Below are 24,217 nucleotides of genomic sequence, written 5' to 3' on the forward strand. Positions count from 1 at the left end.
ACCCGCGAGGTGCCCCTGGTACCCTGCCATTTTTGGCGGCAAACAGATTTCTCGACTAGGGTTCTATCGAATCGAAATTGCGCCGGCTGCGTTGGCGGGCCTTGATCAAGGAGGAGACAGATGACACCTATTCGTATTGCTGAGAAAACCTATCGCACTTGGTCCAGCCCTATCTTGCTTGAACTCAAAGAAAGAGAGCATCAGCTCGATCCTGCAGCCCGCCAGGCCCTTCAAAATGTCTTGGCAGAGAGAAGGCTCGTCGATGACGGCAACCCTTCTGGCGAAGATCGACGCGGCGCTAATCCAGGGGTTAGCGGTCGGGATCAATAACTGCCGTGGGCTGAAAAAAAGCAAGCCAGAAACAAACAAGGGTTTGCATCAGCTTTCGCTCGCAAACCCTTGATTTTAGATGGTGCCCGAAGCCGGAATCGAACCGGCACGCCCTTACGAGCGGGGGATTTTAAGTCCCATGCGTCTACCAGTTTCGCCATTCGGGCGGTAGCGCGGTGAAGCAGTCTGAAGACTGTCAAATAACGATCTGGCAGTTCTGACGCCTGTGCAGCAGAGGGGGAAATATATACATCCCGCCCCGGTGAAGCAAGTTCGCGACTGACCTTTTCAAGACTAAATCTTGCAGGACAGCGCAAATAAAAAAGCTCCGTAAATCATAGATCTACGGAGCTTGTTTAAAGTGGAGGCCGAGGTCGGAATCGAACCGGCGTAGGTGGATTTGCAATCCACTGCATAACCATTTTGCTACTCGGCCTCAAACATCTAATGTCATGTAGCACAACACCAGACGCGTACAAACTTGGAGTAAGATTCGTGATCTAACTCCTTGAAAACATTGAGCTTTTTCAGCGGTAAGTGCTTTCGATGGCGTGAATTATGTACTGATTTCCCGAGGCTGGCAACCCCTTGATTTCAAAAAAAATTCCGTCAGGTGGTTTCTATGTTTCCAGGGGTTGCTCAGCCCTTCCGGCCGGGATCGTCCGTCACGTCTTCTACCGCGATCAACGGTTCAATGCCCCAGTCCCCATGCAGATACCAATCATCTCCGATCATTTCGGCCGGATGCATTGTCCTGTCGGAGCCATTGCCGCACGCTAGGGAATTGGCTGGACAGTATCTGTCGCAGCCCCAGCAAATGCGCTCGGGATGTTTGGGGCTGATGGGAAAGTTCTTGGCCATGTCGATCCCCGGTTTGCCTCTAGGATGTGCCTCCAACCTACATCGCTCGCGCAAAGGTGGCCTTGATACGGATCAAGGTACGGCTAAGCTTGTCCTGCCGGGAACTCGGCTACGGCATAGCGTTTTCCGGTCCTTGGGCAGCCACATAAAAACACCTGGAGAAGCTTCTTATGCCTGGTAAAAAAACACCTGCCGGAGACCAAAGCCCTGTTCGATTGTCGACCTGGGATGATGAGGGCGCGGAAAAATCACTCGACGCTGAAGCATTTTCCTCTCCCCCCGAATTGACCAATGCAGAGTTGGTCCACCTTCGCGTCCGGGTGATTGCCCTGGAAAATCTGGTCATCGCGTTACTGACACAAGGTTCGGATCAACAGTTAGCCGTCGCCCGCGAAATGGCCGCCTACATTTCACCCAGACCCGGTTTCACCCAGCATCCTCTGACGATTCACGCGGCTGCGCAGATGAGCGACAGCGTCGACCGCGCCGAGCGGTTTCGAAAGCGTTCCCAGTCATAGGCTTAATCGCTGGAAACTTGATAACAATCATTATTGTTCGCAGAAAAGCTTCCTACACTCGGGCTCCTACTCGTTAGTGCCCAGGAAGACATCATGCGTACGACCTTTTCGTTGTCACTCGCCCTGCTCTTGCTCACACCGTTGGCTCAGGCCAAGGAATACCCGATCGGGGAACCTCAGTTGTGTCCGGGACTAGAAGTCGGGGCGGTGTATTTGCAGCCGATCGAGATGGCACCTGCCGGCATGATGCGGGCCACCGCGGATTCCGATGTGCATCTGGAAGCCGACATTCGTGCCACGGCGGACAATCGACAGGGCTTTCAGGAAGGCAGTTTCGTCCCTTACCTCAATGTCTCGTTCAACCTGAAAAAACAGGGCAACGAGAACGAACTCAAAGGCGATTTCCACGCCATGGTCGCCAATGACGGTCCGCACTATGGCGACAATGTAAAGCTGCTCGGTCCAGGTAAATATCAGCTGACCTTCACCGTCCTGCCGCCCGGCGGTCATGGGTCCCTTGGCCGCCATACCGATAAGGAAACCGGTGTGGCTCCCTGGTTTGAACGCTGCGAATTGCACTACGAGTTCATTTACGCCGGCATTGGTAAAAAAGGCGGCTATTGAATGAAGCGCCTGCAGATTGCCTGGCTGATGCTTGCCGGTGCAGTTGCGCCGTTCACGGCTTATGCCGAATTACCGAGCTATGAACTCAATCTGCGCGATGGTCACTTCACTCCGGCCCTGCTGGAGGTGCCGGCCGGACAGCGCTTCAAGATCATCCTGAAGAATATCGGTCAGGGGCCAGCAGAGTTCGAGAGCACACCGTTGCGGGTTGAAAAAGTACTGTCGCCGGGCGTGACGACTTTCGTAGTGATTCATCCCCTCAGACCTGGCCACTACCCCTTCTTCGACGAGTTCAATCCACAACTGCCCGAGGGCGGCATCCTCGCGAAATAACCCGTTCAAACACGGAGTTTTCATGAATCAATCAATGTTCATTGTCTGGCGCGAAAGCGTCGAGGCGCTGCTGGTGATCGGCATTCTCCAGGCCTGGGTCAGCCAGCAGCATCAGGGCGATCGACTGGCGAAGTACTTGTGGGCAGGCGTCGCGCTGGGGTTGATGCTTTCGGGCCTGCTGGCGGTGTTGATTCTGTTTGCCGGTGAGGCCATGAGCGGCTCAGCCAGTGAATGGTTCCAGGCTGCACTTGCGCTGGTTGCCAGCCTGCTGATCGTGCAAATGGTCGGCTGGATGCACCGCCACGGGCGCACGCTCAAGCACGATTTGCAACGACACGCCGATAGCCACCTGGCCCGGCAAGGTGGCGCAGGTCTGCTACTGCTGGCCATGCTCGCCGTCAGCCGCGAAGGCAGTGAAACGGTGGTCTTTCTCTATGGCGCCGGTGCTCAGTTGCGAGGTCCGCAGCTCGGTTTGTTTGCCATCGGCGGCGCAATGGGACTGGTGCTGTCGGCGCTGACCATCGCCCTGCTGCACAGCAGTCGCCGGTTCATTTCGTGGCAGCGATTCTTTGCCATCAGCGAAGCTGTTTTGCTGGTACTCGGCGCGGCATTGCTGGTCAGCGGCACCGAGCGAATTGGCGGTCAATTACTCGCCATGGATTTACCGGAGGTGATGTACAGCCTCGTTGGTGATGCGCTTTGGGACAGCAGTGCCGTGCTCAGCGACAGCCATGGACCGGGTGGTTTTCTCGCAGGTTTTGCCGGTTATCGTGCGACGCCCAGCGGCATGACGTTACTGGTGCTGGCCGGTTATTGGCTGATCGTCGGCGGTTGGCTGCGTCAACGTGCTGCGGAAAAAGTCCCATGCCTGAGCTGAGTCGCCGCAATCAATGGCTGCAGCGCCTGGGCGACGGCATGCGTCGTCACGCGCGTCTCATTCGTGCCGTGCAGTGGGCCGTTGTACTGTTCTACGCGTTGTTGTTGGTGATCCCGGCGGTGTTGCCGCTGCCGGACAGCCAGGCACGGCTGCTCGATAACCTGACCCTGTTCGCGCAGTTTTTGTTCTGGGGCATTTGGTGGCCGTTCGTGCTGCTGTCGATCGTACTGTTCGGCCGACTCTGGTGTGGCGTTCTGTGTCCGGAAGGTTCACTCAGCGAATGGGCCAGCCATTACGGCAAAGGGTTGGGTGTACCGCGCTGGTTGCGCTGGGGCGGCTGGCCAACCCTGGCGTTCTGCCTGACGACCCTCTACGGCCAGTTGATCAGCGTCTATGACTACGCCCAAGCGGCGTTGTTGATTCTGGGTGCCTCGACTGTCGCGGCGGTCGCCGTCGGTCTGCTGTTCGCCCGGGGCAAGCGGGTCTGGTGCCGTTACCTGTGCCCGGTCAGCGGCGTCTTCGCCCTGCTCGCCCGCCTGGCGCCCGTGCATTTTCAAGTCGACGAACAACGCTGGATGGACAATGCCGCGCCACGCCTGCCGCCGCCCAACTGCGCGCCCTTGCTCGATATCCGTCGTATGCAAGGCGCCAGTGACTGTCATGCCTGCGGACGTTGCAGCGGCCAACGCGGCGCAGTCCAGCTGATCGCCCGTTCCAGCAACCAAGAGATTCTTCACGCAACGGCGCAGACGCTGTCACCGTGGGACGCGCGCTTACTGCTGTTCGGTGTGATCGGCCTGGCCATGGGCGCATTTCAGTGGACGGTCAGCCCATGGTTCATCGCCCTCAAACAAACACTCGCCCAATGGCTGGTCGAGCACGACCAACTCTGGGCGCTGCAGGACAACGCGCCTTGGTGGCTGCTCACCCATTACCCGCAGCTCAACGACAGCTTCAGTTGGCTCGACGGTTTCAGCATCGTCGCTTACTTGAGTTTGAGTTCGATGGTGTTGGGCACGGTGCTGATGATCCTTCTGCGGCTGACGGCTCGACTGGCGCAAGATCCTGCACTGTATTGGCCCCTGGCGCTGACACTCACGCCCTTGGGTGGTGCGGGATTGTTTCTCGGGCTGTCGGCCACAACGGTGAAATTGCTGCGCTACGAAGGGCTGTTGCTGGAGTGGGTACAACCGGCCAGGGCCTGTCTGTTATTGGCCGCGATGGGCTGGAGCCTGCTGCTGGGATGGAAACGGCTGGATCGCGAAGGCATTCCCCAGGCTCGTCGCTACGCTGGCAGCACTTGCCTGTTGCTCGCCATCGGCTTGGTAGGGTTCGGCTGGTGGTTGCAGTTCTGGGGCTGGTCCTGAGCACCCTCATCCACAACCACCACCCCGAATCACCTAGACTTTAAAACGCGCCACAGTCTGGTGCAGCGCCCCTGCCATCTGGGCCAAATCGTGACCCGCCGTGTGAGTATGTTGGGCCCCCAGCAAGACCTGCTCGGACAAATTGCGAATCCCCATCAGATTGCGATCCACCTCCCGCGCCACCAATGCCTGCTCCTCCGTGGCACTGGCAATCATCAAGTTGCGCTCGTTGATCTGCGAGATTGACCGGGTGATTTCATCCAATGCATCGCCAGAGCGTTGCGCCACTTCCAGGGTGGCCCGCACCAGGTTGCTGCTGCTTTGCATGGCCGTCACCGCATGGCCGGTATCGAGGCGAATGTTGCCAATCATCTGCTCGATTTCCTGGGTGGACTCTTGAGTGCGATGAGCCAGAGCGCGCACTTCATCGGCGACCACGGCAAAACCTCGACCGGCGTCCCCGGCACGGGCCGCTTCAATGGCCGCGTTGAGGGCCAGCAAATTGGTCTGCTCGGCGATGCTGCGAATCACGTCCAGCACCTTGCTGATGTCCTGCACCCGGCCCGCCAGTTGCTCGATGCGCTGTGAGGTGTCGGTAACGCCATCGGCCAGTGCGCCGATCGAAACCACGGTTTCCTGAACCTGTTCACGCCCGCGCTGCGCGGTTTGCTCGGATTGCCGCGAGGCCTCAGAGGTGCTCACCGCATTGCGCGCCACTTCGTCGACCGCAGCGGTCATCTGGTTCACTGCGGTGGCCGCCTGCTCGATCTCCAGCCCCTGCAATTGCAGGTTGCTGCTGGTCTGGCTGCTGACCGCACTCAGCTCTTCGGAGGAACTGGCCACCTGGTCCACCGACGTCGCGATGTGCTTGACCATGGCATTCAGACTTTGCTGCATCTGATGCATGTTCATCATCACGCTGCCGCCGACACTTGAGTTCACGGGCACCTGAATCGTCAGGTCGCCTTGAGCGATCTGACTCAAAAACCGTGCGGCATCATCCGGCTCGCCGCCCAATGGACGGGTCACACTGCGCGTGACGATCACCGCCGCGGCAATGACCAGCGCCACGCAGAACACAAACAACCCGAGCATATTGCGCCGAGCATCGCTGTACAGTTCCTGCGCCGCCTGTTCTCGATCGGCGAATATTTTGCCTTGCAGCACCATCAACTGATCCAGGCTGCTATAAACCTCGCGCTCGGCCGGCACGACCTTTTGTTTCAGCTGTGCCATGGCGTCATCGAAGGCCCCTTGCCGGATCAACACCTGCACTTGAGTGAACGCCGCCACGTAGGCTTCGCGATTCTTCTTCAGCGCGGCATAAGCGGTTTTGCCCTCGGGCAAATAGAACAACGGTTCAAGCGTTTCGAGTGCCTGAGTGATCCGTTTCTTGGTGGCGTCGATTGACTGCTGCACCTGCTGATTGTCTTTATCGATCAGTAGATCCCGGGTGTTCCTGGCGTTATCACGCACGCCGGTGGCAATGACCATGATCGGATCGATCTTCGGCCAGTCCTGCTTGACGATTACTACCGCCTGTTCCTTGAGCGTTGCCAGATCGTGCAACGCGTAAAACGCCATGCCCATCAATGCCAACGGCGCGATGGCAAAGCCGATGACGATACGTTGTGCCGTCGTTAATTTGGCCATATCAAATGCTCCCTGTTTAATACCCGCCCGTGAGGCAGCGCATTTGAAAACCTAATGGTGGATGTCTCTGTTAAACGCTGATCCGCAGCCTCGGTTACCCCCGTAACACGAAGGCTGGAAACAATTCGCGCATGGCCTCCCATAGCTCAGGAAGCAAGGCTTGTGCCGAAACACTCGGCAGCAACGGATCGAACATCCGCTCGGTGCGAACCAACTGCACGGAGAAGCGTTTGACGCCGAGTTCACTCAAGCGCTTGGCGAGGATCAGCAGACGCGCCGGCTCGAACAAATGCCAATGCACGGTGGTGCGACATTCGTAGTCGACACCGCTGGCCAGCAGATGCTCAAGGCTTCGCCAGTTGGCCGTTCCGCTGCCCTCGACCCGGGTGATCGCCTGGCAATCCTCGGGCAACGCCTTGACATCGAAACCGACCCAATCGGCCCCGGTCAGTGCCTTGGCGAACGCTGCGGGTTTGATGCCGGCGCTGTGCAAACCGATGCGAAAACCCATCGCCCGCACCTCATCCATGGCGCCGAGCAAACCGTCCTGCAAGGTCGGCTCTCCGCCACTGAACACCACCGCATCGAGCAGGTCCTGACGCCGTTGCAGAAACGCCAACACCCGCCGCCAATCCACTTCGTCTGTGCCACGAGGCGGGATCAACTGCGGGTTATGGCAGTAACGACAACGCCAGGCGCAACCCTGGCAAAACAACACGCAGGCGAGCTGTCCCGGATAGTCGATAGTGGTCAGGGGCACCATGCCCCCGACCCGAAGCATTCGACTCATTGGCGCCCGGCCAATGCCGCGCCTTCAGTGAAGTGCACCCGCTCGCGATGCTCCGACTGTTTACCCGGATTGAACGCCGACACAGGGCGGTGATAGCCCATTACCCGAGTCCAGACTTCGCAGCGTTGACGTTGGGCCTGGGGCAATGTTTGCGATGCAGTCATGGTGAAGCTCCTTGCAGTTGAGTGGATCGAAATCAATGAACGGTGCCGAGCTTCTGTTCTCGCAGCAGCAGTACTTCGTCGCACTTGGGGCAGAACTCATGCTCGCCATCGAGGTAGCCGTGCACCGGGCAGATCGAGAACGTCGGAGTCACGGTCAGGTACGGCAGGCGGAAACGGCCAAGGGCCTTGCGCACCAGTTGCTTGCAGGCTTCGGTCGAAGAAATCCGCTCGGCCATGTACAGGTGCAAGACCGTGCCGCCGGTGTATTTGCATTGCAGTTCGTCTTGAAGTTCCAGCGCCTCGAAAGGGTCTTCGGTGTAGCCCACGGGCAGTTGCGAGGAGTTGGTGTAATACGGCGCTTGCACGCTGCCAGCCTGGAGAATGTCGGGATAGCGCTTGAGGTCTTCCTTGGCAAAGCGATAGGTCGTGCCCTCGGCCGGCGTCGCTTCCAGGTTGTACATGTGGCCGGTTTCCTCCTGGAAACGCAGCAACGTGGCGCGCACATGATCGAGCATCTTCAGGGCAAACTGCCGGCCGTGCTCGGTGTGCATACCCTCCTCGTCGCCGGTGAAGTTGCGCAGCATTTCATGCATGCCGTTGAGGCCGATGGTCGAGAAGTGGTTACGCAGGGTTCCGAGGTAGCGCTTGGTGTACGGGTACAAACCGGCATCCATGTGGTGCTGAATCACCTTGCGCTTGACCTCCAAGCTCTCCATCGCCAGTTCCATCAGTGTGTCCAGACGCTGCAGCAAACCGCTGGTATCCCCCTTGAACACATAACCCAGCCGCGCGCAGTTAATGGTGACGACGCCGAGCGATCCGGTCTGCTCCGCCGAGCCGAACAAGCCGCCGCCACGCTTGAGCAACTCGCGAACATCCAGCTGCAAGCGGCAGCACATCGAGCGCACCTGATTGGGTTGCAGGTCCGAATTGAGGAAGTTCTGGAAATACGGCAGGCCGTAACGCGCAGTCATCTCGAACAAGCGGTCGGCGTTTTCACTGTCCCACGGAAAGTCGTGGGTGATGTTGTAGGTCGGGATCGGAAAGGTGAACACCCGCCCTTTCGCATCGCCGGCCTGCATCACCTCGATGTAGGCACGATTGAGCAAATCCATTTCGACTTGCAGGTCGCCATAGGCAAACGGCATTTCCTCACCGCCGATGACGGGGATCTGCTCACGCAAATCCTGCGGGCACACCCAATCGAAGGTCAGGTTGGTGAACGGTGTCTGAGTGCCCCAGCGCGACGGCACGTTGAGGTTATAGATGAACTCCTGGATCGCCTGGCGCACCTCCTGAAAACTCAGTTGATCCTTGCGCACATAGGGCGCCAGGTAGGTGTCGAACGAGCTGAACGCCTGGGCGCCGGCCCATTCGTTTTGCAGGGTGCCGAGGAAATTCACCATCTGCCCCAGGGCGCTGCTCAAGTGCTTCGGCGGACCGGCTTCGACTCGCCCGGGCACGCCATTGAGCCCTTCGTGCAACAGGGTGCGCAGCGACCAGCCCGCGCAGTAACCGGCGAGCATGTCGAGGTCGTGCACATGCAAATCCGCTTCGCGGTGGGCCTGGCCGATGGCCTCACTGTACACCTCGTCCAGCCAGTAGTTGGCGGTGACCTTGCCCGACACGTTCAACACCAGACCGCCCAGGGAATAGCCCTGATTGGCGTTGGCCTGGACTCGCCAGTCTTCACGGTCCAGGTATTCGTTCATCGAGGTCGCCACCTCGACCATGGTCCGCCGGTCGCGGCGCAAGCGTCCGTGCTGTTCGCGGTAGACGATGTAGGCCCGCATGGCGAGGAAATATCCGGCGTCCATCAACACCCGTTCAACACGGTCCTGGATTTGCTCGACATGCAGCCTCGGCAACCCTTCAAGCCTGGCCAATACCGCGTTAAGCAAGCCTTCAACCTCAACCTCGCCGTACTCCCCCGTCGCCTTGCCGGCGGCGATCAATGCCTGACGGATTTTGTCGGCATCGAAGGCAACCTGACTGCCATCGCGTTTGTGCAAGCGGTTACATCCTACTGCGATCAGCGTGCTCTGCATTTGGCCTCCAGACACTACATATAGACTTAATCAAACTTAAAACCACAACATGCAGTGAAGGCTACGGATAAAGTGCTGATCTGCAATTGATCGATATCAAGAATTGACGGACAAAAAACCGCCCTAAGGCGGCAAAGGGAAACTGTTGAAAGGTCGGGGATAAACACTCGGATCTGAAATCCACCCCTCTCCCCAGAGGGGAGAGGGGGAAAGGGAGCAGATCTCTATGTGCTTCTATACCTGAGTTCGACTCGGTCTTTCAGGTCGATGTAACTCTAAGAACAACTCGATCAGTCCCCTCGCCCCTCTGGGGCGGTCCGACGTTTCGGGAGGGTTAGGGTGAGGGGTAGATTTCGGATCAGAACACTGCCCCCCGAATCAACCGCCACTCATGTTCATGAATCTGACAATCTGCACCTCCCCGTCGGGACTGAAATCATGCCGCAGCGGCTTCCCGCGCAAGGCCTTCTGCACCGCATTGATCACCGGCTGATCATCCAACGGATAACGCCGCAGCAATCCGCGCAAATCCAGGGCATCGTCCTGCCCCAGACATAGCAACAGCTTCCCTTCAACAGTCATCCGCACCCGATTACAGCTGCCACAAAAGTTGTGACTGTTGGGTGAAATGAAACCGATCCGGGTCTCGGGATGGCGTTCCAGACGCACATAGCGCGCCGGTCCGCCGCTGTTCTCGGTGCTGTCGAGCAACCGATGCTGGCTGGCGATGAGCGTGCGCACTTCGTCGCTGGAACAGAACGATTCGCCCCGGGAACGACCGACGTCGCCCAAAGGCATTTCCTCGATGAAACTGATGTCGATGCGCTGGTCGATGGCGTACTGCACCAACGCTTGGACTTCATCGAAGTTGCGTCCCTTCATCACCACGCAGTTGAGCTTGATCCGCTCGAACCCCGCATCCCGCGCCGCCTCAATACCGTTGAGCACCTGATCGAGATCGCCATTACGGGTGATCGCCCGAAACTTCTGCCCGTCCAGGCTATCGAGGCTGATGTTCATGCGCTTGACCCCGGCGTCGACCAACGGCCGGGCCAGACGGCCCAGTTGCGAGCCGTTGCTGGTCATCACCAGTTCGCGCAAACCGGGCAAGGCGGCGATGTTGCGGCACAGTCCGACAATGCCGGGACGGATCAGCGGCTCGCCGCCAGTCAGACGGATTTTGCGTACACCCAGGCCAACGAACAGCGTCGCCAAACGCTGCAATTCCTCCAGCGTGAGCACCTGCTGACGTGGCAGGAACGTCATGTTTTTCGCCATGCAATACACACAGCGAAAATCACAGCGGTCCGTCACCGACATCCGCAGATAGTCGATCTGCCGCCCAAAACCATCCTGCATCACAGCGTTCATCACTTCTCCCGGTTTGCCTCGATGCTCACTGCACCAGCGGTGAGTCGGCGCCCTGCAAGTGGATGCCACGAATATCGGCTGCACCGATCAGGGTTTGCAGATACTGCACCAGCGCTTTCTGCCAGACGCCTTGCTGCAACTGCGTGCGGATCGCCGTCGACACCACTTCGTAGGGCAACGGCATGCCTTCGATCCGCTGATCGACACTGACCACATGCCAGCCGTAGCGACTTTCCAGCGGTTTGCTGGCCAGGCCCGGTGCCAGAGTGAACAGCTGACGCTCCAGCTCGGGCACGGTCTGGCCCTTGCTGATCTGTCCTAAAGAACCGCCCTGGGATTTCGACGGGCAGGCTGAATATTTCACGGCCAGTTCGGCGAAACTGCCAGGGAATTCCTCCAGTCGCTGCAGCAGGACTTCCGCCTGACCATGCGCCAGCTCGCGGGCCTCGACATCATCTGGCGCACATTCCAGCAGGATGTGCCGCACCGCCAGCAACGGCGCGCTGTGGAAGCGTCCGCGATTGTTCTCGTAGTAACGAAGGCTGGTTTCCTCATCGCACTGCGGCACGTGCACTTCACGTTCGAGCAGCAAGCGCGTGGCCGCTTCTTCTTCGTTCTCACCGGCGCCGATCTCCAGCGACACACCGAGTTCGGTGATGCGCTGCTGCAACAACTCGCGGATTACCAGCGCCCTGGCGGCCAGATAGACCGCCTCCTCGCGGCTTTCGGCCGGGTGATATTGCAGCTCCTGGGCCATCGCTTCCGGGGTGATCGACACCTCGTTGACGCTGATGATCGGCCACTCCTGTTCACTGCTGGCGATCAACTGCGCCGGGGCGTCATCGGCCACTGCGGGCTCAACCGGCAGTGCTTCAAACTGCGCCTCTGCGACCGGCGCGATGTCGAGAACAGCCTCCGCTTTTTTTGAAGAACCGCAGCCACCGCTGCCCCCGTTACCACCACCACATCCACATCCACCTGACATGATTGTCTCCTCAGTACTTCTGACGAACGATTTGATAACGGCGGCCCAGGTACCAGATCGGTGCACTGATCATGTGTACGAGACGGGTGAAGGGGAACAGCACAAACAGGGTCAAACCGAGGAACACATGCAACTTGTAGATCAACCCGACCGGCGCGATGGCCGCCGCTGCTTCCACCGGACGCAACAGCACGGTGTTCTGCGCCCAATCGGCGAGCATCACCATTACCGAGCCGTCCATGTGCCCGGTAGACGCGACGATGGTTAGCAGACCGAGCAGCAACTGCGCGAGCAGCACTAGCAGAATCAGGATGTCCGAAGGGCTGGAAGTCGCGCGAACCCGAGGGTCGCTGAGCCGCCGGTTGACCAGCATCAGCAGGCCGATCAGGCACAGCAGACCGAAGAACCCGCCCGAGACCATTGCCAGCAACTGCTTGTTCTCAGTGCTGATCACGTGGTGATAAATCGACGCAGGGGTCAGCAGGCCGACAAAGTGTCCGGCCAGCACGAACAACACACCGATGTGGAAGAGGTTGCTCGCCACGCGCATGCCGCGTTGGTTGAGCATCTGGCTCGAACCTGCTTTCCAGCTGTATTGCGACAGGTCGAAGCGGGCCCAACTTCCGATCAGGCAAATCGCCAGGGCGACGTAGGGATAGACCCCGAACAACAACAGGTTCCATTTAGACATTGCCTACCTCCTTGGCTGGCACGGCGGCCAACCCTTCATGCTGAAAATCCACCCAGTGCAACGGCACTGCGCTTTCCTCACGGGCCTTGCCCGGTGCGCTAGGCAGCGAACTGCAACGGTCCTGCTGTTCGGCCTGGAGGAAGTCCACGGCCTCCTCTTCCCAGATCTTGTCGAGGGCTTCGAGGGAGTCGTCGCGAGGTTCCGCCGCGACCTGCGCCCGCAAGTCGGCGACCGCCTGATGTGGCTCGGCGCCGGCAATTTGCAGCAGCGCCCGGAAGCAACTGGCGTAGGCGCTTTCGCGCTCTTCCAGACGTGCAGCGAGCAAGGCCAGCAAGTGCGAAACATCCGCCAGGCCCTCGCGGGCCTCGATGTCTTCGCGGGTAGACAGGAACTCCAGGTACAGCGGGATGTAATCGGGCAGCTCCTTGACGCCGATGGCAAAACCGGCTTCTTCGTATTGCGCCATCATGTCGACCATCGCCTGACCACGGTCACGGGACTCACCGTGCACATGCTCGAACAACAGCAGCGACAGCGAGCGCCCCCGACCGAACAGCGCACCGTAGTGCTCCTGCCCGTCCATCAGGTCATTGCCGCAGATCAACTCCAACAATTCGAACAACGCACCGCGCTGTGTCGGGCTGATTTCCCGTGACTGGATGATCGCTTGCTCCAGTTCGTCGCGACCGCCAATCAATGTCTCGGTCGGGTAATCGAGCAGCAGCGAAATCACTTTGAGAATTTGCATGCTCATTCCTCCCATAACTGGACGGTTTTCAGGATGTCGCGGCGGTTGGCTTTCTTGGCGCCAAACATGTTGGTGTCGGAGCTGCCGCTACAGCCGCTGCCGAAACTGAAGCCACACCCGGAACGCTCAGCGAAGGCGTCGCTCATGGCGTCTTCACGGTGGGCACTCGGTACCACGAAACGGTCTTCGTAGTTGGCGATCGCCAGGTAGCGATACATCTCCTCGACCTGGGCCACGCTCAAACCGACATCCTTCAGCACTTGCAGGTCCTGAACGCCGTCGACTTGCTCGGAACGTTTGTAGGCGCGCATCGCCAACAAGCGTTTAAGCGCACGCTTGACCGGTTTTTCATCGCCCGCCGTCAGCAGGTTGGCCAGGTACTTCAGTGGAATACGCAGGCTGTCGACGTCCGGGATCACCCCGTTCATGCCGACGGTGCCGGCAGTGGCAGCGTTCTGGATCGGCGACAGTGGCGGCACGTACCAAACCATCGGCAAGGTGCGGTACTCCGGGTGCAGCGGCAGTGCGAGTTTCCAGTCCACGGCCATTTTGTAGACCGGGGAACGTTGGGCTGAATCGATCACCGACTGCGGTACGCCGTCGGCCAGAGCCTGACGGATCACCGCCGGGTCATTTGGATCGAGGAAGATCTCCAGTTGTTTCTCGTACAGATCCTGCTCATTGGCGGTGCTCGCCACTTCGCTGATGCGGTCGGCGTCATACAGCAACACACCGAGGTAGCGAATGCGCCCGACGCAGGTTTCCGCGCAAACGGTCGGCATCCCGGCTTCGATACGCGGGTAGCAGAAGATGCATTTCTCGGACTTGCCGCTTTTCCAGTTGAAATAGATCTTCTTGTACGGGCAGCCGCTGATGCACATCCGCCAGCCACGGCATTTCTCCTGGTCGATCAGGACGATCCCGTCTTCTTCACGCTTGTAGATCGCCCCGCTCGGGCAAGCTGCTGCACACGTCGGGTTGAGGCAGTGCTCGCACAGGCGCGGCAAATACATCATGAAGGTGTTTTCGTACTCGCCGTAAATGTCCGCCTGGATCTTGTCGAAGTTCTTGTCCTTGCGACGCTTGGCGAATTCGGTGCCGAGGATTTCTTCCCAGTTCGGGCCCCACTCGATCTTCTCCATGCGCTTGCCGGAGATCAGCGAGCGCGGACGCGCGGTGGGTTGATGCTCGCCCAGCGGCGCGGTGTGCAGGTGCTGGTAATCGAAGTCGAACGGTTCGTAATAGTCGTCGAGGCTCGGCAGATCCGGGTTGGCGAAAATGTTCGCCAACACGCGGAACTTACCGCCGATGCGCGGGTTGATCGTGCCGTTGGCGTTGCGGATCCAGCCGCCCTTCCACTTGTCCTGGTTTTCCCATTCTTTCGGGTAGCCGATCCCGGGTTTCGATTCGACGTTGTTGAACCAGGCGTATTCCATGCCTTCGCGGCTGGTCCAGACGTTTTTGCAGGTGATCGAACAGGTGTGACAACCGATGCATTTGTCCAGGTTCAGAACCATGCCGATTTGTGAGCGAATCTTCATCTCAGTTCTCCTCGATATCGGTCGGCAGGGGACGCGGCAGGTCATCGCCGGACGAACCATCGAGCCAGTCGACTTTGGACATTTTGCGCACCACGACGAATTCATCGCGGTTGCAACCGACCGTGCCGTAATAGTTGAAACCGTAGGCTTGCTGCGCATAGCCGCCGATCATGTGGGTCGGCTTGAGCACAACCCGGGTGACCGAGTTGTGGTGGCCGCCACGGGTCTTGGTGGTTTCCGAGCCGGGCACGTTAACGATCCGTTCCTGGGCGTGGTACATCATCACCATGCCGTCCTTGACTCGTTGGCTGACCACCGCACGGGCGGTCAATGCACCGTTGATGTTGAAGCACTCGATCCAGTCGTTGTCCTCTATACCGGCGCTTTTCGCATCGTTCTCCGAGAGCCAGACAATCGGCCCGCCACGGCTGAGGGTGAGCATCAGCAGGTTGTCGCTGTAGGTGCTGTGAATGCCCCATTTCTGATGCGGGGTGATCCAGTTCAGGACAATTTCCTTGTGGCCGTTGCTGCGCTTGCCCTTCACCCCTTCGATGGTGCGGGTGTTGACCGGCGGCCGATAACTCATCAGTTGCTCGCCGAACGCCTGCATCCAAGGGTGATCCTGGTAGAACTGCTGGCGACCGGTGATGGTGCGCCATGGGATCCCTTCGTGAACGTTGGTGTACCCGGCGTTGTAGCTGACGTGATCGTCTTCGAGACCCGACCAGGTCGGGCTGGAAATGATCTTGCGCGGCTGTGCCTGAATGTCGCGGAACCGTATCGCCTCGTGGGCCTTGGACAGCGCCAGGTGGCTGTGGTCGATACCGGTGAATTCCGACAGCGCGGCCCAGGCCTTGACGGCGACTTGGCCGTTGGTTTCCGGCGCCAGGGACAGAATCACTTCTGCCGCATCGATGGCCGTGTCGATTTTCGGCCGACCCTGGCTGATACCGGCATCGCCTTCTTTGTGATTGAGTTCACCGAGGAATTTCACTTCGTCTTCGGTGTTCCAGTTGATGCCTTTGCCGCCGTTGCCGTGTTTCTCCAGCAATGGCCCGAGGGACGAGAACTGTTTGTAGATGTTCGGGTAGTCACGCTCCACCACATGCAGGTTCGGTGCGTTCTTGCCCGGCACCGGTGCCACGCCGTCGCTTTTCCAGTCGGTGCCGCCAAACGGTTGGGCCAGTTCGCCGACGCTGTCGTGCATCAGCGGGATGGTCACCAGATCCTTCTCAACGCCCAGATGCCCTTCGGACATGCTGGAAAACGCCTTGGCGATGCCTTTGTAGATTTCCCAGTCGGAACGCGATTCCCATGCCGGGTCGATCGCTGCCGACAACGGGTGAATGAACGGGTGCATGTCCGAGGTGTTCATGTCGTCTTTTTCGTACCACGTCGCCGTTGGCAACACGATGTCGGAATAGACGCAGGTCGAGGACATGCGGAAGTCCAGTGTGGTGACCAGATCAAGCTTGCCGATGGCGCCCTCGTCCACCCATTCGGCTTCTTCAGGTTTGCAATCGCCGACTTGGCCAATGTCTTCGTTCATTACCCCGTTTTTTGTGCCCAGCAGGTACTTGAGCATGTACTCGTGGCCCTTGCCCGAGGAGCCCAGCAGGTTGGAACGCCAGATGAACATGTTGCGCGGGAAGTTGACCGGGCTGTCCGGCTGTTCGCAGGAGAAGCGCAGCGAACCGTCCTGCAACGACTTGACCACGTAATCTTTCGGGTCCATGCCGGCCGCAGCCGCGTCGCGGCAAATGTGCAAAGGGTTAGTGTTGAGTTGCGGTGCGCTGGGCAACCAGCCGGCGCGTTCGGCGCGGATGTTGTAGTCCAGGGCATGCTCGGGGAATTGCGATTTATCGGCCAGCGGCGAGAGCACGTCGTGCATGCTCATTTTCTCGTGACGCCATTGCGAGCTGTGGGCGTAGAAGAAGCTGGTGCCGTTCATCTGGCGAGGCGGACGGTTCCAGTCCAGGCCGAACGCCAGGGGCAGCCAGCCGCATTGCGGACGGAGTTTTTCCTGGCCAACGTAGTGCGCCCAACCGCCGCCGGTCTGGCCGACACACCCGCAGAGCATGAGCATGTTGATCAGCCCGCGGTAGTTCATGTCCATGTGGTACCAGTGGTTCATCGCCGCGCCGACGATGATCATCGAGCGACCCTTGGTCTTGTCGGCGTTGTCGGCGAACTCACGGGCAATCTGGATGGCTTTCTCGCGGCTGACGCCGGTGATCTGCTCCTGCCACGCCGGGGTGCCGGGCACCGAGGCGTCGTCGTAATCCTTGGCGACGTTTTCGCCGCCGAGGCCGCGGTCGATGGCCAGGTTGGCGGCCGACAGGTCGAACACGGTGGCGACTTTGGCCACGCTGCCGTCCGCCAGCACCACGTTATGCACCGGCACGCGGCGGTATTGCACGGCATCGCCGGCCACGTGCTGGAAGTGCTCGTGGGACTCGCCGGCAAAATACGGGAACGCCACTTCGGCGACGTCATCGCCGATCAGGCTCAGCTTCAGATCGATCTCACGGCCTTCGCCGCCTTCACGAGGCAGGATGTTCCACTTGCCCTTCTCGCCCCAGCGATAACCGATGGAGCCTTGAGGGGACACCAGTTCGCCGCTGACATCGAGGGCGATGGTTTTCCATTCCGGGTTGTTTTCCTGGCCGAGGTTGTCGGTCAGGTCACTGGCGCGCAGGAAGCGGTCCGGCTGGTAACCGGCGCCTGGTGCCTTGTCGACCATTTGCTTGAGCAGCACCAGCACCGGTAAATCGGTGAAGCGCTTGGCATAGTCGGTGAAATAAGCGCTCGGTTTGTCCAGGTGGAATTCTTTGAAGATCACATGGTTGAACGCCTGGGCCAGCGCCGCATCGGTGCCTTGTTTAGGGTTCAGCCACAGGTCGGTGAGCTTGGCGACTTCCGAGTAATCCGGAGTGATCGCGACCGTCTTGGTGCCCTTGTAACGGACTTCGGTGAAGAAGTGCGCGTCGGGGGTGCGGGTCTGCGGGACGTTGGAGCCCCAGGCAATGATGTAGTTGGAGTTGTACCAGTCGGCCGATTCCGGCACGTCGGTCTGCTCGCCCCAAACCATCGGCGAGGCCGGTGGCAAGTCGCAGTACCAGTCATAGAAACTCAGGCAGGCGCCACCGATCAGCGACAGGTAACGCGAACCTGCGGCATAGCTGACCATCGACATGGCCGGGATCGGCGAGAAGCCGACGATCCGGTCAGGGCCGTATTGTTTGATCGTATAGACGTTGGCCGCAGCGATGATCTCGTTGACTTCCTCCCAGTTGGAGCGAATGAAGCCACCCATGCCGCGTTTGCTTTTATAGGAGTCGGCCTTGGCCTTGTCCTCGACGATGCTGGCCCAGGCTTCCACCGGCGCCATGGTCTGCCGCGCATCGCGCCAGAGCTTGAGCAACGGCTTGCGGATTTTCGGGTACTTGAGCCGGTTGGCGCTGTAGATGTACCAGCTGTAACTGGCACCACGCGGGCAGCCACGGGGCTCATGGTTCGGCAGATCGTTACGGGTACGCGGGTAGTCGGTCTGCTGGGTTTCCCAGGTAATCAGGCCGTTCTTGACGTAGATCTTCCACGAGCAGGAACCGGTGCAGTTCACCCCGTGGGTCGAACGCACGATCTTGTCGTACTGCCAGCGTGAACGGTAGACGTTCTCCCAGTCGCGAGACTCTTTGCGGGTCTCGCCATGACCGTCGGAAAACTCGTTTTGCTTACGGTTGAAAAACCGCAATTGATCCAGTAAATGACTCACGGTGTAGTCCTCTCAGGCTTTGTCGCGGAGTCTGTGCCCCGCCCACGCAATAGTTGGATGCAGCTCGGCTCAGCAGGGTGTCGCGGCGCCTTTGCGCGCGTACCACCACCAGGTCACCACGATGCAGCTCAGGTAAAAGCCGACGAACATGTAGAACGCCATCTCCGGGCCGCCGGTCTGGGCCATCGAAGTGCCGAAGGATTTGGGAATGAAGAACGCACCGAAGGCGCCCATGGCCGAACTGAAGCCCAGGACGGCGGCTGACTCTTTGCCGGCATTCTTCAGCGCTTGTTCGCGCACGGCGGGTGGTTTGCCGGCCGAGGCTTTTTCATGCTGGGTGCGGAAGATCACCGGGATCATGCGGAAGGTGGAGCCATTGCCGATGCCAGTGGTAATGAACAGCAGCATGAACATGCCGAGATAGCCGTAGAAGTTGCCGCCCGAGCCGTTCTGCGGCAGGAAGTGCATGACGCCGAAGACCATCACGATCATCGCCACGAAGTTCCACAAGGTCACCTTCGCGCCGCCGAGCTTGTCCGCCAGCCAGCCGCCCAATGGGCGTACCAGCGCACCCACCAACGGGCCGAGGAAGGCGAATTTCAACGCGATGACATCAGGGAACGAGGTTTTGATCAGCAACGGAAACGCGGCGGAGAAACCGATGAACGAACCGAAAGTCGCCAGGTACAACCAGCACATCAGCCAGTTGTGTTTGCGTTTGAAGATGACGGCCTGCTCGCTGAAGGAAGCGCGGGCACTGGACAAGTCGTTCATGCCGAACCAGGCCAGCACCGTCACCAAAACAATGAACGGTACCCAGATGAAGCCGGCGTTCTGCAACCACAACTGGCCGCCGTCCGGCAGAGCTTGCGGCGAGCCGCCCATGAAGCCGAACACGCCGAAGGTAATCACCAGCGGTACACAGAACTGCATCACCGAGACGCCCAGGTTACCCAACCCGGCGTTGAGGCCAAGGGCTGTGCCCTGCTGCGACTTGGGATAGAAGAAGCTGATGTTGGACATGCTCGAGGCGAAGTTGCCGCCACCGAAACCGCAGAGCAAGGCAATCAACACGAACACACTGTAGGAGGTGCTCGGGTCCTGCACGGCGAAGCCCATCCAGATCGAGGGCAACAACAGCGACGCGGTGCTCAGGGCCGTCCAGCGACGGCCACCGAAGATCGGCACCATAAAGGAATAGAAGACGCGCAAGGTCGCCCCGGACAGCCCCGGCAATGCCGCCAGCCAGAACAGCTGGTCGGTGGTGAAGGTGAAACCGATGGCGTTCAAACGCACGATCACCGTGCTCCAGACCATCCATACCGCAAAGGCCAGCAGCAGCGCAGGAATGGAAATCCACAAGTTGCGCGTGGCGGTCTGTTTGCCGCTACTTCCCCAGAATGCTGGGTCCTCGGGGCGCCAGTCATGAATGACCGGGCCTTTGTCAGGCTTTTGCAGAACGGACATGTTCTTCTCCTAGGGCAATGCTGGAAATCGGGGACGGGGTCAGCAGCGGCGCTTTACCCAGCACCGCGCTTTTGCGTATTTCGCTGAAGTACATCCAGGTGAGGGAGACCCAGACCACGCCGTACATCAACATGAAGCAGGAAGAGCGCACGCCGGTGAGGTCCACCAGGGCGCCGAACAGGATTGGCAACACGAAACCGCCCAGGCCACCGGCGAGGCCGACGATGCCGGACACGGCGCCCATGTTTTTCGGGTAGTCGTTGGCGATGTATTTGAAGACCGAGGCCTTGCCGAACGCGAAGGCGATGCCCATGACGAACAGCAGCACGGTGAACAGCGCGGGATTGAGGCCGATGTGGAAATCCACCGGGCCGTTGATCGTTTGCACTTGCAGCTGGGTCTGGGGATACGAGAGCAGGAACAGGCAGATCCAGCTGACCCACAACACCCACCAGGTCACGCTTTGCGCACCCCAGCGATCCGACATCCAGCCGCCGACCGCACGCAGCACGCCACCGGGCAGGGAAAAACAGGCCGCCAGCAGCGCCGCGCTTTGCAGGCTGAAACCGTATTCCTGCACGTAGTACTTGGTCATCCACAGCGCGAGGGCGACATAACCACCAAAGACGATCGAGTAGTACTGGCAGTAGCGCCACACCGCCGGATCCTTCAGCGAGCTCAATTGCTCACGCAAGGTGGCGCCGGTGGCACTGCGGTGGTCCTTGTTTTCGGCGCTGAAAAACCAGAACAACAGCGCAGTAATAAAGAGGATCGCGCTGAAGACTTTCGGCACCAGCTGCCAGCTGCCGGCAGCGATCAGTGCCGGGGCGAGAAACTTGGTCACCGCGGCCCCGGCGTTACCGGCACCGAAGATGCCCATGGCGAAGCCCTGATTTTCCTTGTCGAACCATTTCGCGACGTAGGCAATTCCGACCGAGAACGAGCCGCCGGCCAGGCCGACGAACAGGCCCAGCACCAGGAATTGCCAGTAGGCGGTGGCGTAGCTGATCAAGTACAGCGGTGCAACGCAGGACAGCATCAGCAGGAAGAACACGCTGCGCCCGCCAAAACGGTCGGTCAGCAGACCCAGTGGCAAACGCACCAGCGAGCCGGTCAGTACCGGGGTCGCGGCCAGCAGGCCGAACTGGGTTTCGTTGAGCTGGAGCAAGTCCTTGATCGGCACCCCGAGCACGGCAAACATCATCCAGACCATGAAACAGACCGTGAAGGCCAGCGTGCTCATGCCCAGCACCAAGCCTTGTCGTACACGCGGTTGGTTCACAAATGCTCTCCAGTCAATTAGCCATGGCGGCAGACTAGAGAGGCCAACCCCGCAAAAACTTGATCCATGTCAACGAAGCCCTAGGGGGCATAGGCCTATGCTTGTGCGGTCTACCTCTAAGGAGGTAGTACAGGGAAACCCTAAAACCTTTGGTTTATCAGCGTCTTAAGGTTTTCGGCCAAGGTTTTTGCTGACAAGGATCAGTCGACAACTCTTTAGAGGTAGCGCGCCCGGGATCGGCGGCAAAACCCATCCTGGAGCTGCACATGCTCGGTTTTCCTGATTTTTCCCCGGACCTGCGCTGATGGTGCGCTGGTTGCGCAGTTCCCTGCCCGCTCGCGCCGGGCTGGCGGTGATCCTGATCGCCGTGCTCGCCCTCGCCAGTTCGTTGAGCGCCGGACTGATCGCCTGGTTCAGCCAGGGCGATGCGGCCGCCATCAACACCGCAGGCTCGGTGCGCATGGAGACTTACCACCTGAGCTGGAAACTGGCAGCGGGTGCAACCGGCGAAGAAATCATCGCCATCAGCGACAGCCTGCAAACCCGCCTCAACAGCCAGCCACTCAAGGCGGTGCTGGAAGATGGTCCGACCGCCGCCCTGCAAATCAGCTACGGGCAAATCCAGCAACACTGGAACGAGGACTTGCGCCCGGCACTGGAGCGCGGCGATGCCGCCTATTTTCAGGCCCAGTCCCTGCCCTTCGTTGAACAACTGAACCAGTTCGTCAACCTGTTGCAGCACGAAAGCGAACAAAAGCAAGGCTGGCAACAGGTGATACAGGGCCTGGCCTTGTTCACCACCATGATCGTCCTGCTGCTTGGGCTCTACGAACTGCAGTGCGGCGTGATCACGCCCTTGAAAGAGTTGGTGGACGCGACCCAGCGCTTTCGTCGCGGCGATTTCAAGGTGCGGGTCAACCATCAGTCCCAGGACGAGCTGGGCCAGTTGGCCACGAGTTTCAACGCCATGGCCGAGACGATCGAAGAGTCGCATCGCACCCTTGAGAGTCAGGTCCAGCAAAAAACCCTGAACCTGCAACAAGCCAATGCCGCTCTCGAGTTGCTGTACCAAAGCAGCCGCAGCCTGGCCACACGCCTGGCCAATGCCGAAGGGCTGGATGAATTGATTCGACGCTTCCAGCAACGCTTGCCCGGCTTGCGCCTGTCGCTGTGTCTGCAAGGACAATTGCAGGCACCGGCCCAGCAGTTGCTCGCCCTCCACGGCGCGAACATCCGGGAAGTCTGTGCCAGCAGCGACTGCGCCACGTGCCAGAAGCACCATAAGGCCAGTCCACAAACGTTCAGCATCAGTAACCAGGGCAGTGAACTGGGCGAACTCAAGGCACATTTTGTCGACGGGCATCCGACGCAAGCCTGGGAAACCCAGCTGATCCAGGCCCTGGCCAACCTGATCGGCACGTCGCTGTCGCTCAAGCGTCAACGGGAACAGGATCATCGCCTGCTGTTGCTCGACGAACGCACGATCATTGCCCGCGAGTTGCACGATTCACTGGCCCAGGCCCTGTCCTACATGAAGCTGCAAGTCAGCCGCCTGCAAACGCTGATGCGCCGTGGCGAACCGGTCGAAACCCTGGAAAACGTCACCGCCGAATTGCGCGAGGGGCTGAACAATGCCTACCGCCAGTTACGCGAGTTGCTGACCACCTTTCGCTTGCAGATTCACGATGCGGGGCTGGTGCAGGAACTCAAGGACACCGCCGAGGAGTTCTCCCGTCGCGGCGAATTTCAGGTGCACCTGCATGTCGACGCACTGGCCTTTCAATTATCGGCCAGCGAGCAAATCCACATTTTGCAGATCACCCGAGAAGCGCTTTCCAATTGCCTGCGCCATGCCCATGCGCAAAACGCCTGGCTGCAACTGCGTCAGGACGGTGAAACCGTGAGGCTCATCGTCGAAGACGACGGGCGTGGCTTCAGCGGCAACGTCGACCAACGGGAACACCACGGCCTGAAAATCATGGATGAGCGGGCCCGCAGCTTGCGCGGTCAACTCGAAATAGTCTCCAGGGAGCCGCAAGGCACCCGCGTCCAATTGGAATTCCAACCGGAGTTTCTCGGGCAGCAAACAGAAGGTAGCGTCACATGATCCCGTCCCTGCAACACAAAATCCTGCTGGTCGACGACCATCCGATGATGCGTCACGGCATGCGTCAGATGCTCGAACTTGAAGATGATTTCCTGATCGTCGGCGAAGCCAGCAACGGTGAAGAAGCGCTCGGACTGATCGAGCCGCTGCAACCGGACCTGGTGTTGCTCGATAACAACATGCCGCAGATGAATGGCATTGAAACCCTGCGCCAATTACGGGCGATGCACTACACCGGCAAGGTGCTGCTGTTCACAGTCTCGGATGCCGAAGACGATATTCGCGACGCATTGCGTCTGGATGCCGACGGCTATCTGCTCAAGGACATGGAACCCGAACTGTTGATTCAGTACATCCGCAATGCCTTGAACGGCGAATTGGTGATCAGCCCGGGGCTGACCCAGGTCATGGCCCAGGCGCTGCGCTCACCGCAGCGCCAGACCGTGGTGGAACTGACCGAGCGTGAACGCCAGGTGCTGAAAACCATCGCCAGCGGCTTCAGCAACAAAGTCATCGGGCACAAGCTGGGCATCACCGAAGGCACGGTCAAGGTTCACGTCAAAAACCTGCTGCACAAACTCGGCTTGCGCTCGCGGGTAGAGGCGGCGGTGTGGGCCATGGAGCATCTGCGCAATGCCGGCTGACGGGCATGCCTCTTTGGAGGTAGGCCGGCAGAGGCATAGGT

21 protein-coding genes, 2 tRNA genes and 1 pseudogene are annotated in these 24,217 nt (G+C 59.5%); 8 read left to right on the plus strand and 16 right to left on the minus strand.

Annotation, left to right across the window (positions count from 1 at the left end):
- Nucleotides 1-120: 120 nt before the first annotated feature.
- The gene (locus ACYZT7_RS18440) at nt 121-330 is read left to right on the plus strand and encodes a hypothetical protein (protein ID WP_095129346.1); all 210 of its coding nucleotides are present in this window, start codon (nt 121-123) and stop codon (nt 328-330) included.
- An 80-nt stretch (nt 331-410) separates the two neighbouring features.
- Here the strand turns inward: ACYZT7_RS18440 and ACYZT7_RS18445 are convergent.
- From ACYZT7_RS18445 to ACYZT7_RS18455, 3 genes are all read right to left on the minus strand, one after another.
- Nucleotides 411-497: transfer RNA gene (locus tag ACYZT7_RS18445), tRNA-Leu, on the minus strand.
- 195 nt (nt 498-692) lie between these two features.
- Nucleotides 693-766: transfer RNA gene (locus ACYZT7_RS18450), tRNA-Cys, on the minus strand.
- Between the two features lie 203 nt (nt 767-969).
- A complete protein-coding gene (locus tag ACYZT7_RS18455) occupies nt 970-1,191 on the minus strand; it encodes a DUF3079 domain-containing protein (RefSeq protein WP_309673996.1) in 222 nt (73 codons plus the stop codon).
- A gap of 170 nt (nt 1,192-1,361) precedes the next feature.
- Here ACYZT7_RS18455 and ACYZT7_RS18460 point away from each other — a divergent pair, with 170 nt between their 5' ends.
- From ACYZT7_RS18460 to ACYZT7_RS18480, 5 genes are all read left to right on the plus strand, one after another.
- Nucleotides 1,362-1,709, plus strand: a complete 348-nt coding sequence (locus ACYZT7_RS18460) for a hypothetical protein (RefSeq protein ID WP_462037688.1) — start codon at nt 1,362-1,364, stop codon at nt 1,707-1,709.
- 93 nt (nt 1,710-1,802) lie between these two features.
- On the plus strand, nt 1,803-2,333 hold the full coding sequence (locus ACYZT7_RS18465; protein ID WP_008153602.1) for an iron transporter: 531 nt from the start codon (nt 1,803-1,805) through the stop codon (nt 2,331-2,333).
- Nucleotides 2,334-2,666, plus strand: coding sequence for a cupredoxin domain-containing protein (locus ACYZT7_RS18470; RefSeq protein WP_223430077.1), 333 nt, complete (start codon nt 2,334-2,336; stop codon nt 2,664-2,666).
- A 22-nt stretch (nt 2,667-2,688) separates the two neighbouring features.
- Nucleotides 2,689-3,543: an FTR1 family iron permease gene (locus ACYZT7_RS18475; RefSeq protein WP_462037689.1), complete on the plus strand. Its 855-nt coding sequence runs from the start codon at nt 2,689-2,691 to the stop codon at nt 3,541-3,543.
- A complete protein-coding gene (locus ACYZT7_RS18480; RefSeq protein ID WP_462037690.1) occupies nt 3,531-4,910 on the plus strand; it encodes a 4Fe-4S binding protein in 1,380 nt (459 codons plus the stop codon). The genes ACYZT7_RS18475 and ACYZT7_RS18480 overlap by 13 nt, the downstream gene beginning before the upstream one ends.
- A gap of 33 nt (nt 4,911-4,943) precedes the next feature.
- Here the strand turns inward: ACYZT7_RS18480 and ACYZT7_RS18485 are convergent, their stop codons facing one another.
- The 13 genes and pseudogenes from ACYZT7_RS18485 to ACYZT7_RS18545 form a co-directional block, all read right to left on the minus strand.
- On the minus strand, nt 4,944-6,080 hold the full coding sequence (locus ACYZT7_RS18485) for a methyl-accepting chemotaxis protein (protein ID WP_462041823.1): 1,137 nt from the start codon (nt 6,078-6,080) through the stop codon (nt 4,944-4,946).
- Nucleotides 6,069-6,563, minus strand: a pseudogene (locus ACYZT7_RS18490) (MCP four helix bundle domain-containing protein); the annotation flags it as partial. The gene ACYZT7_RS18485 and the pseudogene ACYZT7_RS18490, both read right to left, overlap by 12 nt.
- A 94-nt stretch (nt 6,564-6,657) precedes the next feature.
- Nucleotides 6,658-7,353: an anaerobic ribonucleoside-triphosphate reductase activating protein gene (locus ACYZT7_RS18495; protein WP_462037691.1), complete on the minus strand. Its 696-nt coding sequence runs from the start codon at nt 7,351-7,353 to the stop codon at nt 6,658-6,660.
- Nucleotides 7,350-7,517: an anaerobic ribonucleoside-triphosphate reductase gene (gene nrdD / locus ACYZT7_RS18500; protein WP_008153595.1), complete on the minus strand. Its 168-nt coding sequence runs from the start codon at nt 7,515-7,517 to the stop codon at nt 7,350-7,352. Before nrdD ends, ACYZT7_RS18495 begins: the two co-directional genes overlap by 4 nt.
- Before the next feature lie 32 nt (nt 7,518-7,549).
- The gene (locus ACYZT7_RS18505) at nt 7,550-9,565 is read right to left on the minus strand and encodes a ribonucleoside triphosphate reductase (protein WP_462037692.1); all 2,016 of its coding nucleotides are present in this window, start codon (nt 9,563-9,565) and stop codon (nt 7,550-7,552) included.
- 378 nt (nt 9,566-9,943) lie between these two features.
- The gene (gene moaA / locus ACYZT7_RS18510; RefSeq protein WP_462037693.1) at nt 9,944-10,936 is read right to left on the minus strand and encodes a GTP 3',8-cyclase MoaA; all 993 of its coding nucleotides are present in this window, start codon (nt 10,934-10,936) and stop codon (nt 9,944-9,946) included.
- A 25-nt stretch (nt 10,937-10,961) separates the two neighbouring features.
- Complete coding sequence (locus ACYZT7_RS18515; protein WP_462037694.1) at nt 10,962-11,921, minus strand: peptidylprolyl isomerase; 960 nt, start codon at nt 11,919-11,921, stop codon at nt 10,962-10,964.
- 10 nt (nt 11,922-11,931) lie between these two features.
- A complete protein-coding gene (gene narI, locus ACYZT7_RS18520) occupies nt 11,932-12,612 on the minus strand; it encodes a respiratory nitrate reductase subunit gamma (RefSeq protein ID WP_462037695.1) in 681 nt (226 codons plus the stop codon).
- Nucleotides 12,605-13,360 (minus strand): nitrate reductase molybdenum cofactor assembly chaperone, encoded by a 756-nt coding sequence (gene narJ, locus ACYZT7_RS18525; RefSeq protein ID WP_008153588.1) that lies wholly within the window; start codon nt 13,358-13,360, stop codon nt 12,605-12,607. Before narJ ends, narI begins: the two co-directional genes overlap by 8 nt.
- Nucleotides 13,361-13,362: 2 nt before the next feature.
- Entirely contained in the window at nt 13,363-14,901 is a 1,539-nt protein-coding gene (gene narH / locus ACYZT7_RS18530) for a nitrate reductase subunit beta (RefSeq protein ID WP_033059086.1), read from the minus strand.
- Between the two features lies 1 nt (nt 14,902).
- Entirely contained in the window at nt 14,903-18,676 is a 3,774-nt protein-coding gene (locus tag ACYZT7_RS18535; protein ID WP_461998236.1) for a nitrate reductase subunit alpha, read from the minus strand.
- A 69-nt stretch (nt 18,677-18,745) separates the two neighbouring features.
- Nucleotides 18,746-20,143 carry a NarK family nitrate/nitrite MFS transporter gene (locus ACYZT7_RS18540; RefSeq protein WP_462037696.1) on the minus strand — a complete coding sequence of 466 codons (1,398 nt, stop codon included), beginning with the start codon at nt 20,141-20,143 and terminating at the stop codon, nt 18,746-18,748.
- The gene (locus tag ACYZT7_RS18545; protein ID WP_462037697.1) at nt 20,121-21,425 is read right to left on the minus strand and encodes an MFS transporter; all 1,305 of its coding nucleotides are present in this window, start codon (nt 21,423-21,425) and stop codon (nt 20,121-20,123) included. Before ACYZT7_RS18545 ends, ACYZT7_RS18540 begins: the two co-directional genes overlap by 23 nt.
- A gap of 304 nt (nt 21,426-21,729) precedes the next feature.
- Here ACYZT7_RS18545 and ACYZT7_RS18550 point away from each other — a divergent pair, with 304 nt between their 5' ends.
- Together ACYZT7_RS18550 and narL are read left to right on the plus strand one after the other, a co-directional pair.
- Nucleotides 21,730-23,532, plus strand: a complete 1,803-nt coding sequence (locus ACYZT7_RS18550) for a HAMP domain-containing protein (RefSeq protein ID WP_462037698.1) — start codon at nt 21,730-21,732, stop codon at nt 23,530-23,532.
- Nucleotides 23,529-24,176, plus strand: coding sequence for a two-component system response regulator NarL (narL, locus tag ACYZT7_RS18555; RefSeq protein WP_462037699.1), 648 nt, complete (start codon nt 23,529-23,531; stop codon nt 24,174-24,176). The genes ACYZT7_RS18550 and narL overlap by 4 nt, the downstream gene beginning before the upstream one ends.
- The last annotated feature ends 41 nt before the right edge of the window (nt 24,177-24,217 follow it).

The sequence above is a fragment of the Pseudomonas sp. RT4P38 genome (assembly GCF_054897765.1).

Excerpts from the sequence above, each read along its gene's own strand:
- ACYZT7_RS18440 (WP_095129346.1), top strand. The coding sequence starts at position 121 with ATGACACCTATTCGTATTGCTGAGAAAACCTATCGCACTTGGTCCAGC.
- ACYZT7_RS18455 (WP_309673996.1), bottom strand. The coding sequence starts at position 1,191 with ATGGCCAAGAACTTTCCCATCAGCCCCAAACATCCCGAGCGCATTTGC.
- ACYZT7_RS18460 (WP_462037688.1), top strand. The coding sequence starts at position 1,362 with ATGCCTGGTAAAAAAACACCTGCCGGAGACCAAAGCCCTGTTCGATTG.
- ACYZT7_RS18465 (WP_008153602.1), top strand. The coding sequence starts at position 1,803 with ATGCGTACGACCTTTTCGTTGTCACTCGCCCTGCTCTTGCTCACACCG.
- ACYZT7_RS18470 (WP_223430077.1), top strand. The coding sequence starts at position 2,334 with ATGAAGCGCCTGCAGATTGCCTGGCTGATGCTTGCCGGTGCAGTTGCG.
- ACYZT7_RS18475 (WP_462037689.1), top strand. The coding sequence starts at position 2,689 with ATGAATCAATCAATGTTCATTGTCTGGCGCGAAAGCGTCGAGGCGCTG.
- ACYZT7_RS18480 (WP_462037690.1), top strand. The coding sequence starts at position 3,531 with ATGCCTGAGCTGAGTCGCCGCAATCAATGGCTGCAGCGCCTGGGCGAC.
- ACYZT7_RS18485 (WP_462041823.1), bottom strand. The coding sequence starts at position 6,080 with ATGGTGCTGCAAGGCAAAATATTCGCCGATCGAGAACAGGCGGCGCAG.
- ACYZT7_RS18495 (WP_462037691.1), bottom strand. The coding sequence starts at position 7,353 with ATGAGTCGAATGCTTCGGGTCGGGGGCATGGTGCCCCTGACCACTATC.
- nrdD (WP_008153595.1), bottom strand. The coding sequence starts at position 7,517 with ATGACTGCATCGCAAACATTGCCCCAGGCCCAACGTCAACGCTGCGAA.
- ACYZT7_RS18505 (WP_462037692.1), bottom strand. The coding sequence starts at position 9,565 with ATGCAGAGCACGCTGATCGCAGTAGGATGTAACCGCTTGCACAAACGC.
- moaA (WP_462037693.1), bottom strand. The coding sequence starts at position 10,936 with ATGAACGCTGTGATGCAGGATGGTTTTGGGCGGCAGATCGACTATCTG.
- ACYZT7_RS18515 (WP_462037694.1), bottom strand. The coding sequence starts at position 11,921 with ATGTCAGGTGGATGTGGATGTGGTGGTGGTAACGGGGGCAGCGGTGGC.
- narI (WP_462037695.1), bottom strand. The coding sequence starts at position 12,612 with ATGTCTAAATGGAACCTGTTGTTGTTCGGGGTCTATCCCTACGTCGCC.
- narJ (WP_008153588.1), bottom strand. The coding sequence starts at position 13,360 with ATGCAAATTCTCAAAGTGATTTCGCTGCTGCTCGATTACCCGACCGAG.
- narH (WP_033059086.1), bottom strand. The coding sequence starts at position 14,901 with ATGAAGATTCGCTCACAAATCGGCATGGTTCTGAACCTGGACAAATGC.
- ACYZT7_RS18540 (WP_462037696.1), bottom strand. The coding sequence starts at position 20,143 with ATGTCCGTTCTGCAAAAGCCTGACAAAGGCCCGGTCATTCATGACTGG.
- ACYZT7_RS18550 (WP_462037698.1), top strand. The coding sequence starts at position 21,730 with ATGGTGCGCTGGTTGCGCAGTTCCCTGCCCGCTCGCGCCGGGCTGGCG.
- narL (WP_462037699.1), top strand. The coding sequence starts at position 23,529 with ATGATCCCGTCCCTGCAACACAAAATCCTGCTGGTCGACGACCATCCG.